The 15881-nt window shown below is 61.8% G+C and carries 16 protein-coding genes; 3 read left to right on the forward strand and 13 right to left on the reverse strand.

Annotation, left to right across the window (positions count from 1 at the left end):
* Nucleotides 1–186 precede the first annotated feature (186 nt).
* The 3 genes from H0274_RS11410 to H0274_RS11420 are packed head-to-tail and all read right to left on the reverse strand — an operon-like array spanning nucleotide 187 to nucleotide 3368.
* Nucleotides 187–612 carry a DUF6152 family protein gene (locus H0274_RS11410; RefSeq protein WP_226795559.1) on the reverse strand — a complete coding sequence of 142 codons (426 nt, stop codon included), beginning with the start codon at nucleotides 610–612 and terminating at the stop codon, nucleotides 187–189.
* 52 nt (nucleotides 613–664) lie between these two features.
* Nucleotides 665–1519, reverse strand: a complete 855-nt coding sequence (locus tag H0274_RS11415; protein ID WP_226795560.1) for a hypothetical protein — start codon at nucleotides 1517–1519, stop codon at nucleotides 665–667.
* A 10-nt stretch (nucleotides 1520–1529) separates the two neighbouring features.
* Nucleotides 1530–3368 carry an outer membrane protein assembly factor BamB family protein gene (locus tag H0274_RS11420; RefSeq protein ID WP_226795561.1) on the reverse strand — a complete coding sequence of 613 codons (1839 nt, stop codon included), beginning with the start codon at nucleotides 3366–3368 and terminating at the stop codon, nucleotides 1530–1532.
* Between the two features lie 291 nt (nucleotides 3369–3659).
* Here H0274_RS11420 and H0274_RS11425 point away from each other — a divergent pair, with 291 nt between their 5' ends.
* Both H0274_RS11425 and H0274_RS11430 read left to right on the forward strand, forming a co-directional pair.
* Nucleotides 3660–4199 carry a DUF6644 family protein gene (locus H0274_RS11425; RefSeq protein WP_226795562.1) on the forward strand — a complete coding sequence of 180 codons (540 nt, stop codon included), beginning with the start codon at nucleotides 3660–3662 and terminating at the stop codon, nucleotides 4197–4199.
* A 15-nt stretch (nucleotides 4200–4214) separates the two neighbouring features.
* Nucleotides 4215–4718: a DUF6644 family protein gene (locus H0274_RS11430; protein WP_226795563.1), complete on the forward strand. Its 504-nt coding sequence runs from the start codon at nucleotides 4215–4217 to the stop codon at nucleotides 4716–4718.
* 118 nt (nucleotides 4719–4836) lie between these two features.
* Here the strand turns inward: H0274_RS11430 and H0274_RS11435 are convergent, their stop codons facing one another.
* From H0274_RS11435 to H0274_RS11475, 9 genes are all read right to left on the reverse strand, one after another.
* Entirely contained in the window at nucleotides 4837–5295 is a 459-nt protein-coding gene (locus tag H0274_RS11435) for a GNAT family N-acetyltransferase (protein ID WP_226795564.1), read from the reverse strand.
* A 115-nt stretch (nucleotides 5296–5410) separates the two neighbouring features.
* Nucleotides 5411–7057 (reverse strand): carboxylesterase/lipase family protein, encoded by a 1647-nt coding sequence (locus H0274_RS11440; protein ID WP_226795565.1) that lies wholly within the window; start codon nucleotides 7055–7057, stop codon nucleotides 5411–5413.
* A gap of 5 nt (nucleotides 7058–7062) precedes the next feature.
* On the reverse strand, nucleotides 7063–8112 hold the full coding sequence (locus H0274_RS11445) for a hypothetical protein (protein ID WP_226795566.1): 1050 nt from the start codon (nucleotides 8110–8112) through the stop codon (nucleotides 7063–7065).
* A gap of 2 nt (nucleotides 8113–8114) precedes the next feature.
* Nucleotides 8115–9194 (reverse strand): hypothetical protein, encoded by a 1080-nt coding sequence (locus H0274_RS11450; RefSeq protein ID WP_226795567.1) that lies wholly within the window; start codon nucleotides 9192–9194, stop codon nucleotides 8115–8117.
* Nucleotides 9191–10228, reverse strand: a complete 1038-nt coding sequence (locus H0274_RS11455; protein WP_226795568.1) for a hypothetical protein — start codon at nucleotides 10226–10228, stop codon at nucleotides 9191–9193. Before H0274_RS11455 ends, H0274_RS11450 begins: the two co-directional genes overlap by 4 nt.
* A complete protein-coding gene (locus tag H0274_RS11460) occupies nucleotides 10228–12177 on the reverse strand; it encodes a pyrroloquinoline quinone-dependent dehydrogenase (protein ID WP_226795569.1) in 1950 nt (649 codons plus the stop codon). The genes H0274_RS11455 and H0274_RS11460 overlap by 1 nt, the downstream gene beginning before the upstream one ends.
* A 207-nt stretch (nucleotides 12178–12384) precedes the next feature.
* Nucleotides 12385–12984 (reverse strand): hypothetical protein, encoded by a 600-nt coding sequence (locus H0274_RS11465; protein ID WP_226795570.1) that lies wholly within the window; start codon nucleotides 12982–12984, stop codon nucleotides 12385–12387.
* On the reverse strand, nucleotides 12981–13673 hold the full coding sequence (locus tag H0274_RS11470; RefSeq protein ID WP_226795571.1) for a HupE/UreJ family protein: 693 nt from the start codon (nucleotides 13671–13673) through the stop codon (nucleotides 12981–12983). The genes H0274_RS11465 and H0274_RS11470 overlap by 4 nt, the downstream gene beginning before the upstream one ends.
* 6 nt (nucleotides 13674–13679) lie before the next feature.
* Nucleotides 13680–14156, reverse strand: a complete 477-nt coding sequence (locus H0274_RS11475; protein ID WP_226795572.1) for a hypothetical protein — start codon at nucleotides 14154–14156, stop codon at nucleotides 13680–13682.
* A gap of 225 nt (nucleotides 14157–14381) precedes the next feature.
* Here H0274_RS11475 and H0274_RS11480 point away from each other — a divergent pair, with 225 nt between their 5' ends.
* Nucleotides 14382–14750 (forward strand): c-type cytochrome, encoded by a 369-nt coding sequence (locus H0274_RS11480; protein WP_226795573.1) that lies wholly within the window; start codon nucleotides 14382–14384, stop codon nucleotides 14748–14750.
* Between the two features lie 103 nt (nucleotides 14751–14853).
* On the opposite strand, the gene H0274_RS11485 is transcribed toward H0274_RS11480, so the two are convergent.
* A complete protein-coding gene (locus H0274_RS11485; protein WP_226795574.1) occupies nucleotides 14854–15864 on the reverse strand; it encodes a VOC family protein in 1011 nt (336 codons plus the stop codon).
* Nucleotides 15865–15881 lie beyond the last annotated feature (17 nt).

Raw genomic sequence — 15881 nt, forward strand, 5'->3', positions numbered from 1 at the left:
TCCGGATCGGGCGCCGCTTGTGGGGAGATATGGATGCTGAACCAAGTTCAGCATGACGGTGGTCGAGGAGGGAGCGTTCTTCACCTCGTACCTTTGCAGCCGATGCTATCGACAAAAAGAAACCCCCGCAGACCGGGTGGTCTGCGGGGGTTCTTGCGTTCGTAAGGAACGATTGCCTTGCGGCGATCAGTTCCCGCCGGCGCGCTTGGCAGCAGCGGCCACGGCTTCCGTGGTCGGGTTGCCGAGCGACAGCGAACGGCCATCGGGGAAGCTGATTTCCGCGGCGCTGGCGCGGGTATCCCCGTCGCGTGCGCGGAAGGCGTTCACGATGATCTTGGTGCCGGCCGGCAGCGAGTTCCGGTTCCAGCCACGACGCAGCAGGGCGCTGGGTGCACCGCCTTCAACGCGCCACACCTGACCGTTGCCGGTCTTGATGTGAATCCAGGAGTGGGGGTTCACCCACTCGAACTTCACCACGGTGCCTTCGATCTTGATAGGCTTGTTGCGATCGAATTCAGCCGCAAACGAATGGTGGGCATATGCTGTGCCCGCCGCGCCGCTCACCGCCAGAACGGCGCCGATCATCGCCGCTCGCAGGGTCTTCATACGCATTGTGTGGTCACTCCTTTGAAATATCAACGTCCGGGGGACTTATCTGTTCCCCTCATTCTCCCGACTTCTTCGACTCCAGGAGATCGCCGTAGAGCAACATCTCGGAGAAAGGCACGCACTTGTATTCAAGCAGCTGGGCATTGTCCTCGACGCGGCGATAAAGTGGCATCTTGATGGTCCAGGGCTTGGTGTAAACCGACGGATCGTCGATCGTGGCGGTATATTCGATGTGATCCTTGTCGATCAGCTTGAACGTCTCGGTCACCGCAGCGGTATTGGTCAGGTAATTGCCGGTGCGGTCGAGCCAGGTCACGCCCGCTTCGAGAGCGCCGCCGGGCAGCTTCACGTCGCCCGGGCTCTGGCCCAGCGTGACGACCTTCAGCGTATCGCCTTCCCACTTGCCGTAGGAGGTGCCCATCCAGGTGTCGATCGGCGGAACTTCCACGTCCTTCATGTGGATGACGCGGTTGGCCGAGGCGTATTCATACACCATCAGCAGATCGTCCTTCTCGCCCTGCACGATCTGGAACGGCAGGTTGATATAGGTCGCGCGCGGGATCCCCGGCAGATAGCACATGGCTTCCGGATCGTGGCTCGGGGCGTTCGCCTTGTTGGCCTTGCGCAGTTCGAGCGCTTCCGCCTTGTAAGGGATCGAACCGCCTTCAACCACGCCCAGGCCAGCCGGAGTGGCGACCAGCGCGCCCATGGTGCGTTCGGCCGTGGTGTTGGTCGAAGCCGAATGGGGCTCAAGGTCATAATTGGCGGTGTTCAGCACCTGCCAAACGCCGTTGAGGTTCGGATGCCCGCCGAGCTTCGCGGGCTCTTCAGCCATCGCCGCGGTGCTTGCCCCCGCGAGCAGCAGCGCGCCCAGCACGAATTTCTTCACGAACTTGTCCTTTCCCAGCATAAACTCTCCTTTAGGTCCCTGTTCCGGGCAGCGCGAAGGACACGATCGCCCCCCCTGCATTAATGGCCACATACTGTTTACCGTCACTGCCCCTATAGCTCATCGGATTGGCATTGGCGTTGTTCGACAGCAATGCCTCCCACAATTCCTTGCCAGTTGCGGCATCAAAAGCACGGAATCGCTTGTCGTTCGTGGCGCCGACGAACACGAGTCCGCCAGCCGTCACGGTCGGACCCGCGCTCCCGGCATTGCCAACAACCTGCTTCCCCTTAGGAAGTTCCTCATAAAGTCCAAGAGGGACTGCCCATTTTACTTCACCGGTGTTCGCATCGACCGCGGTAAGCCGCGCCCATGGCGGTTTGTAGCAGGGTGCACTGGTGCCAACCGGGCGGCCCTGGGCATCATATTTTCCGCTCAGCGGCGCCTGGAAACTGAAGAACGGGCCCTTGCCGTCCACGCTCGCCCGGTCATAGTCCGGCGATTCGGTGGCATCGAAGCTGTAGGGCTTGGAACCGGTCGGCACTTTCTCAACCCAGCCGACCAGCGAGGTGTCCTGCGCATTCATGTAAACGATGCCGGTCTTCGGATCGGCCGCCGAACCGCCCCAGTTCACACCGCCGGTTCCGCCGGGAAACTGGATGGTCGAGCGAACCGGATCGCCTTCCGCGCGATAGTTGAACGGCGTGAAGGGCCCCAGATTGATGAAGCCGCCGGCCTTTTCCCACATGGTGTGGCAGGCTGCGGAATGTTCGGGATTGGTATCCTGCGCGGTGACAATGTCATTATAGCTCATCGCCACGCGGCTGAGCGGGGGCGTCTTCACCGGGATAGGCTGGGTCGGGTGATAATATTCGCCCGGTACGTCCCCTGCGGGAACCGGACGCTCCTCGATGGGCATAGCCGGCTCGCCCGTTGCGGCGTCGAGTTCGTAGAAAAAGCTCGTCTTGCTGATATTCGCGAGGATCTTCTGGCGCTTGCCGTCAATCGTCACTTCCAGCAGCGGCCCGGCCGTGGGCATGTCGACATCCCACAGATCGTGATGCACGGACTGGAAGTGCCATTTGTACTTGCCGGTCTTGGCATCCACCGCGACCACGGAATTGCCGAACAGGTTCGACCCCGGGCGATCGCCGCCATAATAATTATGCGCAGGCCCGCCAATCGGGAGATAGACAGTATCCGTATTCACATCCGCCGTGGCGGCGAAGCCCCACATATTGGTGCCGCCGCGCCCTTCCCAGCCATCGCCCCAGGTTTCGTTGAAGGGCTCGCCCTTCTTGGGGACGGTCTGGAATTCCCACAGCTTCTTGCCGGTCTTCACATCAAAGGCGCGGGGGTTGCCCGGATTGCCGCGCGGATTTTCAAGCGAGGCCGCGCCGATCACAGCCACATCGCCAATGATGGTGGGGGTGCCGCCATAGGATACGCCGACATCGACATAACCCTTGTTGCCGAAACCCGCGACCGGCTTGCCCGTGCCCGCGTCAAGCGCAGTCAGCTTGTTGCCCAGCATAACCAGCAGGCGCGGCTTCATCTTGCCGCTGCCGGCCCAATAGCCCAGCCCGCGGCCCGAGAAGCCGCCGCCGAATCCGCCCTGCGATTCAGGCTTGGGTTCTTCATGAACCCAGATTTCCTTGCCGGTGGCGGCATCGAGCGCGACTACCTTATAGCCGGCGGGCACATACATCACGCCGTTCACCACGATCGGTACGGCCGTGCTGAAGGTGCGCAGCGGATATGTCCACTGCTGCTGCAGCTGCGTCACGTTGGACTTGTTGATCTGGTCCAAAGGGGAGTAACGAGTCGCGGCAAGATCGCGATTGATCGTGCGCCAGTCACCGTCCGGCATGGAAACTTCGGCTGATGCTGCGGCGCACAAACCAATCGCAGATATCGTCGCCAGAAGCGCAAAGCCGCCAAGACGCATGAACTTCTCTCCCGTCGGGTATGATTCGAGGCGCCCGGGAGGCGCCAGATACACTCTCTTTGACTTTGTCCTAGACGCGGAAGCTTGCCGTGGCAACGGTGCTTCGCTACAGGCAGGCAAATTTTGGCACCGCTGGGGGGCGGGGCTTCACCGAAACTAATGGGGGTGGCGACCTTGGGCAGCCATACCTCGGGGAAAGGGACCGATGCTCTGATGTCGATATCCGACCTTCTTTTTGAGTTCACTGACTGGCTGCGTGGCACGTCGCTCACTGAACTCTCCCTGGCGATCAACGAACTGTCGTTGAGCCTGTGGATCCAGACTCACTTCTGGGCGATTCCTACCATCCAGACGGTGCACATCCTCTCGATCGGCGCGCTGTTCGGCTCGGCCATGATGATCAGCCTGCGCGTGCTCGGCGTGACGGGTATGAGCCGCACCATGGCGCAGACCACCCATCGCTACATTCCGTGGATCTGGTGGGCGCTGGTGCTGCTGGCCATTTCGGGCCTGCTGCTGATCATCGGGGAACCGGTGCGCGAACTGATCAACCCGATCTTCTGGATCAAGATGGTGCTGATCATCGTTGCCGTGATCGCGACGCTGGCCTTCAATGGCGCAGTGAAGCGTCGCGCGGCCAAGTGGGATGCGGGCGCCGCAACGGGCGGCCTTCGTCTCGCAGCCATCCTGCTCCTCATCCTGTGGTGCGCAGTCATGTTCGGCGGTCGCTGGATCGCTTACGCGCCGGTCTAAGGGGGAAGATTTCTCATGATTCTCGAATCCTTCTGGCAGGCCCTTCAGGCCTCCGCAGTCGGCGATTTCATCGCCACCTCCACCTGGGCGTTCCCGACGCTTGAAACCCTGCATGTGATCGCTCTGGTGACTGTGCTGGGCAGCATCGTGATCGTCGATATCCGCCTGCTCGGCCTGACCTCCACCGATTATCCGGTCACCGTCATCAGCCAGGACACGCTGAAGATCACCTGGATCGCCTTCATCTGCGCGGCGATCACCGGGTCATTGCTCTTCACCGCGAAGGCGCATGACTACATGATCAACCCGTATTTCATCCGGAAGATGATCCTGCTGGCGCTGGCCGGGGTCAACATGGGCGTGTTCCATGTGCTGACCTGGAAGTCGGTGAAGCAGTGGGACACGGGCGGCATGATTCCCGTCGCCGCCAAGGTTGCGGGCGTGCTCTCGCTGATCCTGTGGGTCGGCGTGGTGATGATGGGCCGCACCATCGGCTTCACGCTGGGCATCTTCTACTGATCGCCTGACATTGCACTGGCCGGCCTCCCCGGGTCGGCCCGGCAAGAGAAAGCCGCGAAACCCAGGTGGTTTCGCGGCTTTTCTTTTTCCCGATTCAGAATGCCCTCTCGGCGGGCTCTCAAAGATCCAGATGAAAGAACTGGTTGAACTCGCTCGCCTCATAGTCCGAGAACGCGTCGCCCGGACGGAAACCGCGCCGACGATAGAGCGCAAGGGCTGGTTCAAAGCTGGGGCCCGAGCCGGTTTCCAGACTCAATCGGGTTACGCCTTTCGCGCGCGCAGCGTCGATGATGGTATCCAGAAGCGCTGCTGCTGCCCCCATGCGGAAGAAGTCGGGATGAGTCCGCATGGATTTTACTTCCGCCTGTGCAGCACCCAGCAGCTTCATCGCCCCGATGCTGGCAATACGGCCATCCCGCCACGCGCTCCAAACCGTGACGCCGGGGGCTGTCAGGCCTGAGAGATCGAGCGCAAACACCGCTTCGGGCGGAGAGTTGGCGTGCATGCCAGCCAGATGCAGGGCGAGGAGAGAACGGCTCTGTTCGCCGGTGAGATCGTCTTCAAGGATATCGAACATGCTTTGTCCTGTTGGAAATACCCATATTTGCCATGCCGTTACCCAAACAAAAAGCCGCGAGACCTCTCGGTCCCGCGGCTTTTCTCATCCATTCTGGCCAGGGAGGGGCGCGCCCTTATTCCCCTTCCTTGATGCCCAGCGGCTTTGCCACGTCGCGCTCGAACAAGCCCTCATAGAGCTTGAGCTTGGCATCCGTGGTCCAGTGGCCCTTGGCCGATCCCTTATTGCCGTCCAGCAGCATTGCCTCGGTCGAGCCGAGATCCTTCACGGCAGGCCACTTGGGCAGGCCCTCGCCATTGGGATTGCCGGTGGCGGCAAAGTTCACCCAATATTGCGAGACCTGATCCGCGAAGGCCAGTTGCACCGGATCATTCTTCATCAGATCGACCGAGCTGCCCGCCGGATAGGTGCGCGGCGCGGCGAGGTTGTTGAAGACATAGGGAATCTCGGCCGTGTGGCCCGCGCCCAGATCCTTCTGGCCCGGATCGTAGAGCGGCCGGTGCGTGAACCAGTAATGCCACGCATTCTTGCCGATGGCGGCCTGGCTCTCGGCCAACAGGCGCATGTGCCATGCCATCGCATCGGAGAAGGGCAGGGTGGAAGCCGCAGCGGCGTCCGCATCGGTGGCGGCGGGATAGGCGGCCATGCCGACATCGGCCAGATCGCCCCAACGCTGTTGCGCCCCGGCTGCCCAGCTCTCCTTCGTTACGGGCGGGCCGAAGCCTGCCGTGAAAGAGCCTTCCTCCGCATTGGACCCGGCCAGAATATCGACCGGGTTCTGCTTGCCCTCGGCAATGGTGATCGAAACGTCTTGCGGGATGATCCAGCCATCCACGATCATGCCCTGGCCGCGAATACCGGCGAACACATCCTTGGCGGGCAGGGCGCGCAGTTCGGCCAGGCTCTTGGCGCCGAGCTTCTCGGCTGCTTCCAGCGTGCGGGCTTCGGAAGCCTCGCGCGTGCCCATCTTGGCGATGCCCAGACCCATCCAGGCGCCGCTTTCAGGAATGCCGCGCTCAAACGTGCCGCGCGCGGGCGGGGCCCCCACCAGGCCGCCGATCATGGCCGCACCGGCGCTCTCGCCGAACAGGGTCACGCGACTGGGATCGCCGCCAAAGGCCGCGATGTTTTCCTTCACCCATTTGAAGGCCGCGATCGCATCGCCCAGCGCCTGATTGCCCGACGCCTTGTGGGGCGAAGCGGCCGTGAGTTCCGGGTGCGACATGAAGCCGAGCGAGCCGACGCGATAGTTGAAGGTGACGAGGACGACGCCCTTCTTGGCCAGCTTGTCGCCTTCGCTGAAGGGGGAGTTGCCACCCCCTTCATTATAGGCGCCGCCATAGAGCCAGATCATTACCGGCAGCTTTTCCTTGCCGGTCTTCGCAGGCGTCCAGACGTTGAGATAGAGGCAATCCTCCGACATCTCCGGCGCGTTGTTGAAATCGGTTGCCCCGTTCTTGGGGAAGCGGTTGGGCGCGGGGTTCTGGATGCAGGGCGCGCCATACTGGCTACCGTCGCGCACGCCGCTCCACTTGGCTGGTGGCTGCGGTTGTTCCCAGCGCAGATCGCCTACCGGGGGCGCAGCGAAGGGAATGCCCTTGAAGACGGTGATTCCGTCCTCATTACCGGCAAAGCCCTGGATCTTGCCCTGCTTGGTGGTGACGGGCTTGGCCAGCGTGGGCTGGTCGGCCTGAGCCACCGCAGCCGAGGCCATCAGGGCCGAGGCTATGGCGACGCGAAGCGCGATTGCGCGGGTCTTCATCAGGCTTACTCCCCAGTTTTGCCCGCTTCTGCGCGCTGGGCACGCGAAGCGTTGATATAGTTGCGGACCTGCACATTGCCTTCGTGGCAGGCATATTCGAAGATTCCGAAGCCATCGTCCCGCTGCCAGTCGAGGCGGGCGGTCCAGGGCTTGGTGAACACCACCGGATCATCCAGCGTCACTTCGTAGACGATGGTGTCCTTGCCGGTCATGGTGAAGCGCTCGGTCATCTTGGCGCTTTCGCTGATCGGGGTGTTGTTCGTAGGCGGCGATCCGGTTGTGCCGATATTGGTGGCCGAGGGGCCGGGCTTGAAATTGGTGGTTTCGACAACCAGCGTGTTGCCGTTTTCCCAATGACCCCGGCTTTCACCCAGCCAGTTCTGAATCTGCACCGGGATGGGCTTGCGTCCATCCGTGTAGATCATGCGGGTTTCATGGACCATTTCCATCTGCAGGGCGACAAGGCCCGGCGCCTGGAAAATCCGCATCCCGTTATTGTACATGAAGGGGAACATCGAAGCGGGTAGGCCGCGCGTGATGCAGCGGTCCCAGCTGTCGAAATCGCTCACCCATTCGAAGGGCTGGTTTGGTGCCCAGGTGGAACGCATCTCGGCGGAACGGCGCTTGCCCTCTTCCGTATAGGGAGGGAGCCGGCCATTGGGCGGATCGATGATCCAGCTGGTGCGGCGGTTGGCAGAGGCGACTTCGGCCCAATGGCCGATGCCCATGGTGCCGCTGGCCTCTTCATTCTCATAGCGCTTGGAAAGCGCCTGCACGGCCTCGTCCCGCTCGGCGAATTCCTGATCTGTCAGGAACACGCGATTGCCATATTTCGGATCGCGTTCCAGCGGCGTGCGGCCGTTCAGGTGATCGATCGGCCAGCCGCCGCGCAGATCGGGCTCGCCCCACGATGTGGTGGCGGGCTTGTAGTCGCGCGGCACGGGCGGAACGACAGTCAGATCCTCCCCTTCGGCAGAGACGGGGACAGACATGACCCCCGCCGCGACAAGCGCGACGGGGGCCAGAATGATGCCGAATTTTGCAGAACGCATCATGCTTACTCTGCGGAGGCCTCGTCAGCCTTCTGGGCTGCGTCAGTGCCACGCGTTGCGCGCGATGCGTTGATGTAGTTGCGGACCTGCACGTTGCCTTCATGGCAGGCATATTCGAAGAAGGCGTAATCGTCGTTACGCGTCCAGTCGAGGCGCGCAGTCCAGGGCTTGGTCCACACCTTCGGATCCGAATAGGTCAGTTCGTAGATGATGTGATCCTTGCCGGTCATCGTCAGGCGTTCCACGACCTTGGCTTCTTCGCTGGTCGGGATGACGTTGTTCGGCGGCACGCCCATGGTGGCCATGTTGAGCGGCGAGGCGCCCGGCTGGATATTGGTCGTCTCGATCACCAGGGTGTTGCCTTCCCAGTGGCCGATGCTGTCGCCCATCCATTCCTTCACGCGGCTGTCATTGTGGCCCTTCTTGCCGATCGGGATAATGCGTGCATCGTGGATCATCTCGAGGCTGATCACCACAAAGCCCGGCGCCTGATGGATGCGGATGCCGTTATTGTAGCGGAAGGGGAACATGGAGGCGGGGAAGCCGCGCGTCACGCAGCGGTCCCAGCTGTCGAAATCCGTTACCCAGTCATAGGTCTGGCCGGCGACCCAGCTCGAACGGCCGATCTTGATCATGTTCTTCGCATAATCGGTGAATTCCGGCAGCTTGCCGTCCACCGGATCGATCAGCAGCGAGGTGCGGCGGCCCGAAGCGTCGGATTCCACCCAGTGCCCCATGCCCATCTTGCCGGATTCTTCCTCGGCCTTGTAGGCTTCGGTCGAACGGTCCGCCTGTTCCTGACGCTGGGCGAATTCCTCGTCCGTCAGCCAGAAGCGGTTGCCGTACTGCGGCGTACGGGTGAAGAAGATGCTGGCGATGTTGTCGATCGGCCAGGTGCCGCGCAGGTCTGGATCGCCCCAGGCGGTCTTGGCCGGCTGATAGTCGGTCGGCACCGGCGGCATGGTGGTCAGGTCTGCGGGCACGGGCTGTGCCTGCACGGCGCTGAAGCCGATACCGGCAAGGGCCACCACAGCCAGCGAGGCGGAAGCCATCGCGGTGCGGATCTTGGAAACTTTACTGCTCATTGGGCACCCTCCTGTTTCTCTGCGCGTTCGGCCCGGGACGAACTGATATAGCCACGGACCTGCACATTGCCTTCGTGACAGGCATATTCGAAGAACTGATAATCGTCATTGCGCCGCCAATCGAGCCGCGCGCTCCAGGGCGCGGTGAAGATCGTGGGGTCATTCCACGTCACATCATACACGATCGTGTCGGGGCCGGTCATGGTGAAGCGCTCGGTCATCTTCGCTTCGGTGCTCACCGGCGTGTCGTTCTCGGGCGGGGCGCCCCAGGTGCCGACATTGGTGGCCGAAGGGCCGGGCGTGAAATTGGTGGTTTCGACGACCAGCGTGTTGCCATCTTCCCAATGGCCGCGGCTTTCACCCATCCAGTTGCCGATCTTGGGCGAGATCGAGGGACGGCCATCGGTGTAGACGATGCGGGTTTCGTGCACCATCTCCAGCTGGATCGCCACCAGGCCGGGGGCCTGCCACAGGCGGATGCCGTTATTGTAATTGATGGTGAACATCGAGGCAGGCAGGCCGCGCGTGATGCAGCGGTCCCAGCTGTCGAAATCCGTTACCCAGTCGAAGCTCTGGCCCTGGCGATAGCTGGAGCGCATCAGCTTGGAGCGGCGCTCGCCCTCGGCGGTCTTCGCGGGGAGGCGACCGTTGGCGGGGTCGATCAGGAAGGACGTGCGGCGGTTGGCCGTACCCACTTCCATCCATGCGCCCATGCCGAGCGTGTTGGTCTGGATTTCCTTGTCGTAACCGCCGGCCATCGCCGTCATGCGCGCGTTGCGCTGGGCGAATTCCTCATCCGTCAGATAATAACGGTTGCCCTGTTCGGGCGTGCGCTGGAACGGAGTGACGTTAAGATGGTCGATCGGCCAGCTGCCGCGCAGGTCGGGATCGCCCCACGGCGTCGTCTTCGGCTTGTAGTCCTTGGGGACTGCCGGGATGGTGACGAGATCCTGCTCCTCGGCGCCGACGGATGCGGCGGCGCCGAGAGCGGCCATGACGGCCGCCGAAGCAAGAATGAGGCTGCGCAGGCGCATCAGTTGCTTCCGCTCGAGCCTGCCTGGGGCAGCGCGAAGGCCATGTACTGGCTCGGCCCCGGAGGGGTCTGGCCCAGCTGCGGTGCGAAAAGCCCGTCACCGCCCACGGCGATCACCAGATACTGGCGGCCATTGGCTTCATAAACGGCGGGTACGCCTTCCGAGGCTGCCGGAAGTTCGAATTCCCACAGCACCTTGCCGTTATCGGCGTCACGCGCGCGGATTTTGCGGTCCGATGAAGTGCCGACGAAGACGATGCCGCCCGCCGTTGCTACCGGGCCGCCGCGCGGGGCGGTGCTGCCGGTGTTCTTGATGTTCATCTTCGCCAGCTCGGTCACTTCACCATTGGGAAGTTCCCAGATCTTCTTGCCGCTGTTCATGTCGTAAGCGGTGATCAGCGACCAGGGCGGATTGATCGCCGGAAGGCCGTTGGACTGAAGCATGAAGTTCACGCCCGACTTGTAAGGCTGCACATCGCCGCCGCCATTAGGCATGGCTGCCAGCGCTTCAGGCCGCTTGTCAAGATTCAGCTTGTCGAACGTCGGCATCTGCTTGGAGACGACGAAGAAACGGTTGTTCTTCGGGTCGACCGCAGAGCTGCCCCAGTTCGCGCCGCCATTGTGGCCGGGCGCGGAAATGGAACCCTGAACGCTGGGCGGCGTGTAGAGACCTTCGTTGCGCGCCGTCTTGAACAGTTCGCGCAGCTTCACCTTGTCCTCTTCCGGAATATACGGATTGATGTCCGCCTCGGTGAAGGACTGGCGTGCGAAGGGTTCAGGCCAGGTGGGGAAGGGCTGGGTCGGCCAGGCCTTTTCGCCCGGCACGTCCGATGCGGGAACGGGGCGTTCCTCGATCGGCCAGATCGGTTCGCCGGTGAGGCGATTGAAAGTGAAGATCAGGCCCATTTTGGTAGCCAGGATCACCGCAGGGATGTCCTTGCCGTCCTTCTTGATGGTCAGCAGCTTCGGCGCCTGAGGATTGTCGAAATCCCACAGATCGTGATGGATGACCTGATAGTGCCAGATGCGCTTGCCCGTCTGCGCATCGAGCGCGACGATCGAGTTGGCGAAGAGGTTCTGCCCTTCGCGGTTGCCGCCGTAGAAGTCATAGCGGGCAGTGCCGGTGGGGATATAGATGATCCCCGTTTCCGGATCGACGGTGGATTCCGACCAGTTATGGACGCCGCCGAACTTCTCGTGGTCCTTCTCAGGCCAGGTTTCGTAACCGAACTCGCCCTTCTTGGGGACGGTGTGGAACTTCCACTTCAGCTTGCCGGTGCGCACGTCATAGGCGTGGATGTCAGCCGGGGCGGAGGCATAATCATAGGCGCCGGCCGGCAGCGACATGATGATCGTATCCTTGTAGATACGGCCCGGATTATCGGTCTGCAGCGGGCGCAGCTGGCTGATGTCGACATCCAGCCCCTTGCGCAGGTCCACGCCGCCCTTTTCGCCGAAAGTGGCAATCGGATCGCCATTTTCGGCCGAGACCGCGGTCAGCATCCCGTCCATCATGAAGAACAGGCGGCGGTCCTTGCCGTCCTTGCTCTCCCAGTAATTCATGCCGCGGCCGGCCACGCGGCCGCTATATTTACGCTTCCACAGTTCCTTGCCCGTGGCGGGGTCAAGCGCGGCCAGCGCATTGTCGGGCGTGAGGATGTAGAGCTTGCCGTGTACGATCACGGGATTGAAATGCGGGGGTTGCCCTTCGCCGGTCTTGTAGGACCATGCCAGCTGCAGTTGCGCGACGTTGGACTTGTTGACCTGGTCCAGCGCCGAATATTGCGACGATTCGCTGCCGCCGAGATAGGAATCCCAGCCGGCGAGATCGAAGGTTTCACCCGGCGTCTTGGCCTGTACGGCATTTGCCGAAACGAGGCTCAACGCTGCGGCGGCGAGGCAGAATGCCACGCGGCGGCTGCGCGCGCGAACTTCACGATGCTGGTGCACTAGGCCAAACACTCCCGACTTCCCTGTTGCCTTATATGTCTGCGGCCGTTCCCACAGGCATGGGCCGACGGCAAAAGCCTATACGAGATCACGCGGAGGCAACAAGGCGGAAAATACCGTTTCGTTGACAAAATCCGACGCGCGGCCGCAACGCATTCACTCGCTTCCGGTTCCCTGCCGAAGCCATGATTTTTGCGTATGGCGGGCTTAGTCGCCTGTGGGGATCGGTCGCTTGTGTTCGCCGGTTTCGTCAAAGAGCGTCGATTCTGTAAAACCGCCCGTTGCTTCGAGGACCAGAGTGACATTGTCCATGGACTGGTTCTGCCAATACCAGCCGTGAATGCCGCTGAAGGGCGCGACATAGCTGCCTTGCATTTCGCTGGCATCGGCCACGCTGTAGCTTTCGGTCAAGGCCGTGCCGCCATCGAAGGGATGCGAATGCATATCGTAATGGACCGGCCCGGTGGTCTTCCAGTGGAACAGCATCGCTGAGCCCTTATCCATCGTATATTTGAATTCGATGGACTTGAACGGGCCAAGCTCGAATTCCCAGCGATCCTTCCGGACCGGGGCATTGGAAAGTGAAACCACTTGCCCCTTGCGCAGGGCGCCCCGCTGCAGTTCGGTCATCTCGCCCGATGCGGCAAGTTCGGTCAGGCCCATAGCCGCGCCTGCGCCGGTAGGATCGATCCCGTATTCGGCGGGTAGAACGAACAGTGCCAGAATGGCTGCCGCAGCGCCCGTCGCCAGCACCGTGCCCGTTACGAGCCTGCGAGTGGTGGGGGTTTGTGAAGGTGCCTGGGTCATGATGCGAAATATCCCGTGAACTGGTATCCGGCCAGCACGAGGCCGGCCGTCATCAGCAGCACATTGGCTGCGAAGGCCGCCTTCCCGAAGGAAGCCTTGCGGCGCCAGAGATTGAGCAGGGTGACGATCACGGCCAGCACGATCACCTGCCCTGCCTCGACCCCCAGATTGAAACCGATGAGGTTGACCAGCAGCCCGTTAGGCGAAACGGCCAGGTCCATCAGCTTGGTCGCCAGGCCCAGCCCGTGCGCCAGCCCGAAGGCCAGCACCGCAAGGCGAGGATCGAAGGTGAAGCCGATCTTGCGGAAACCCCCCATATTCTCGAACGCCTTGTAGGCCACCGAGATGCCGATGATCGCATCGACTATGTGCGAATTGGCTCCCGTGCCCAGCAGTACCCCGCCCATCAATGTGAGCGAATGGCCGATGGTAAACATCGAGACGTAGAGCACCACGTCCTTCAGCCGATGGAGGAAGAACACTACCCCGATCAGATAGAGCACATGGTCGATCCCGGTGACCATGTGCTTCGCGCCCAGATAGAAGAACGGCAGGAAGGCAGGCCCGTCGATCCCCTCCACAAAGGCGCGGTTGGCCTGGCTGATGTCATGGGCGTAGGCGGCTGCCGGCAGCAACACCAGTGCCGCCAGCGCCAGCAGCGCCATATTGCGATTGGCTGTAGCGATCACGCCAGTTTATCCGGCTGCTGCCGCGCCTTCGCCCTCGGCAGGAGGGGCTTCGCTTTGCGGATAGGCCTGATGGCAGGCAGTGCAGACGTCATAGATCGTGCCGCCCACTTCAAACACCTTGTCCGGGTTCTTGTCCGCTGCGGCCTTTTCGGCGACCTTGCTGACGTCGATCAGGCCCTGCGAAAGTCTGATCCACGCTTCGCCGCGATCCTTCGAATATTCCGGCTCCATCATCTTCTTGCCCAGCTCGCCCAGCTTGGTGGCGGCATCGCGGGCTTTCTGCCAGCCTTCTTCCGTGGTGGGCGTGAGGTCGGTTATGCCGTTCTCGTCGCTCACCGCGCCGGCCGAGCCCCAGTAGATTTCAGCGGTCGGCTGGACCTCATTCTTCATGAGGTCGCGCACGGATGCCATTTCGGGCTGCTTTTCTCCGCAGCCTGCCAGCAGCGCCAGCCCGGCCAGTGCAACGATGGTATTCCTGATCATGTTCTTCTCCCCTGATAAGGGTATGTACCCGTCTCATTCTTCGCCGCGCAAGCTTGCATTATCCTGACAAAATGCCAATCCTGCTGTTAAGCGCCGGTCAATCTGGAATCGTCAATTGATGATTTTGTCCGGCTTTGCTTGACACGCAACTCCGTTGGAATAGTGGGGCACATCCGCTCAGAAGGCGGCTTTCTATACCTGCGCAATAGATTGGGATCGGAAGACATGGGTGACAAAGTTTCGAATCGCAAGCTCGCCGGAATGGGCCTGGCATCGCTTGCGCTGGCTGCGGTGGCGGTTTCGGGCACGATGCTGACCGGCGGTCAGGCGAAGGCTGCTGACGAAACTGGCGCGGTGGCTGAAAAGGGTCGCGCGCTTTTCAGCGACTGGTCGTGCGGCAGCTGTCATGAACTGAAGGATGCCGGCGGCACGGGTCATGTCGGGCCCAAGCTGGACGGTGCGAAGCTGAGCAAGGAATTCGTCCTGGGTCGCATCACCAACGGGCAGGGGGCAATGCCCAGCTTCGGCGGGATGCTGACCGACGAGGAAATCGACCAGTTGTCCGCCTATATCGCCGATGAATCGAACAAGTGAGCATATGGGGAGGCAGGTGCCGCGGCGCCTGCCTCTTTTCGGGCTCCCTGCTAAAAAAAGCCCCGCCATTGGCGGGGCTTTTGCGTTTCCGGTCCGGCGCGGATCAGTTCTTGCCCCGGGCCGTCCGCGAATTAGGGCCGACCTGGGCATAGTAGTTAGTCACACCATCCGGATCGTTGAGCCAGACGGTGATGAGATCGAAGCCGTTGAGCTTGTTGAGGGGGGTTTCCACCGCAATGCCGCGTGCCTTTGCCTTGGCATCGGCCATGGGGGAATCCTTCACTACATATTGAATGCCCGCGCTGCCATTATCCTGCGGCAGGTTGTCGCCCGCGTGATAAAGGTACAGCGTCGTCTCCCCATTGCGATAGGGATAGAGCGTCAGCCCCAGCAGCTTGTCGGTAACTGGCGGTAGCTCGTCCAGCCCGACGAATTCGCGATAGAAGGCGCGGCTCTTCTCCAGATTCGAGACGCTGATGCCCACGCCGACCCCATCGTTGGAGCTATCCTTGGCGCCGGGGCGGATCACGATCTGGATCGGGAACTCGCCCGGATCCTTCACCAGCGCAGCCTCTGTGCCGTTGCCCTGATCGACGAAGTGCGGGGCGGGGAGCCCGGCGGCCTTGAAGCGATCGATTACGGTCTGCCTGTCGGGGTAGCTGAGCGCGAAGTAACGGATGCCGGTGCCGCCCTTCACGCCGCCTTCCAGATTATATTTCCGATTGCCCTGCTGGCCTGCCGAAAGCTTGATCTGGGCTTTGCCGACACCGGTGAGGATCATCTGCTGTGTGGACGTGAGCTGGATCGGGCTGAGCGAGCGCAGGGCCAGCGCATCGACGTAGAATTTCTGCATTTCTTCCGTCTTGCCGCGCGGGAAGCGGCGGAACACGTTCATCGCGTCCATCGCCATCAGCTCACGGGTGGAGCTCATCAACTGTTCCTGCGTCAGCTCGCCCGGCTTGTAGGCGAGATCGGCATTGACGTTCATCAGTGCCCCTTCCGGGGTGGTGACAGTCCTGTTGGCAGGTGCGGGATCACCGCTTTGCGCAAAAGCCGCGCAGCCGGCGATGGCGAACATGCCCGCCGCAAGGGCGAAGGCGGATTTCCTGATCATTCTGGCCTCTCCAATTC

Source organism: Fulverythrobacter ferritrahens, assembly GCF_020539485.1.
Classification (GTDB): domain Bacteria; phylum Pseudomonadota; class Alphaproteobacteria; order Sphingomonadales; family Sphingomonadaceae; genus Andeanibacterium; species Andeanibacterium ferritrahens.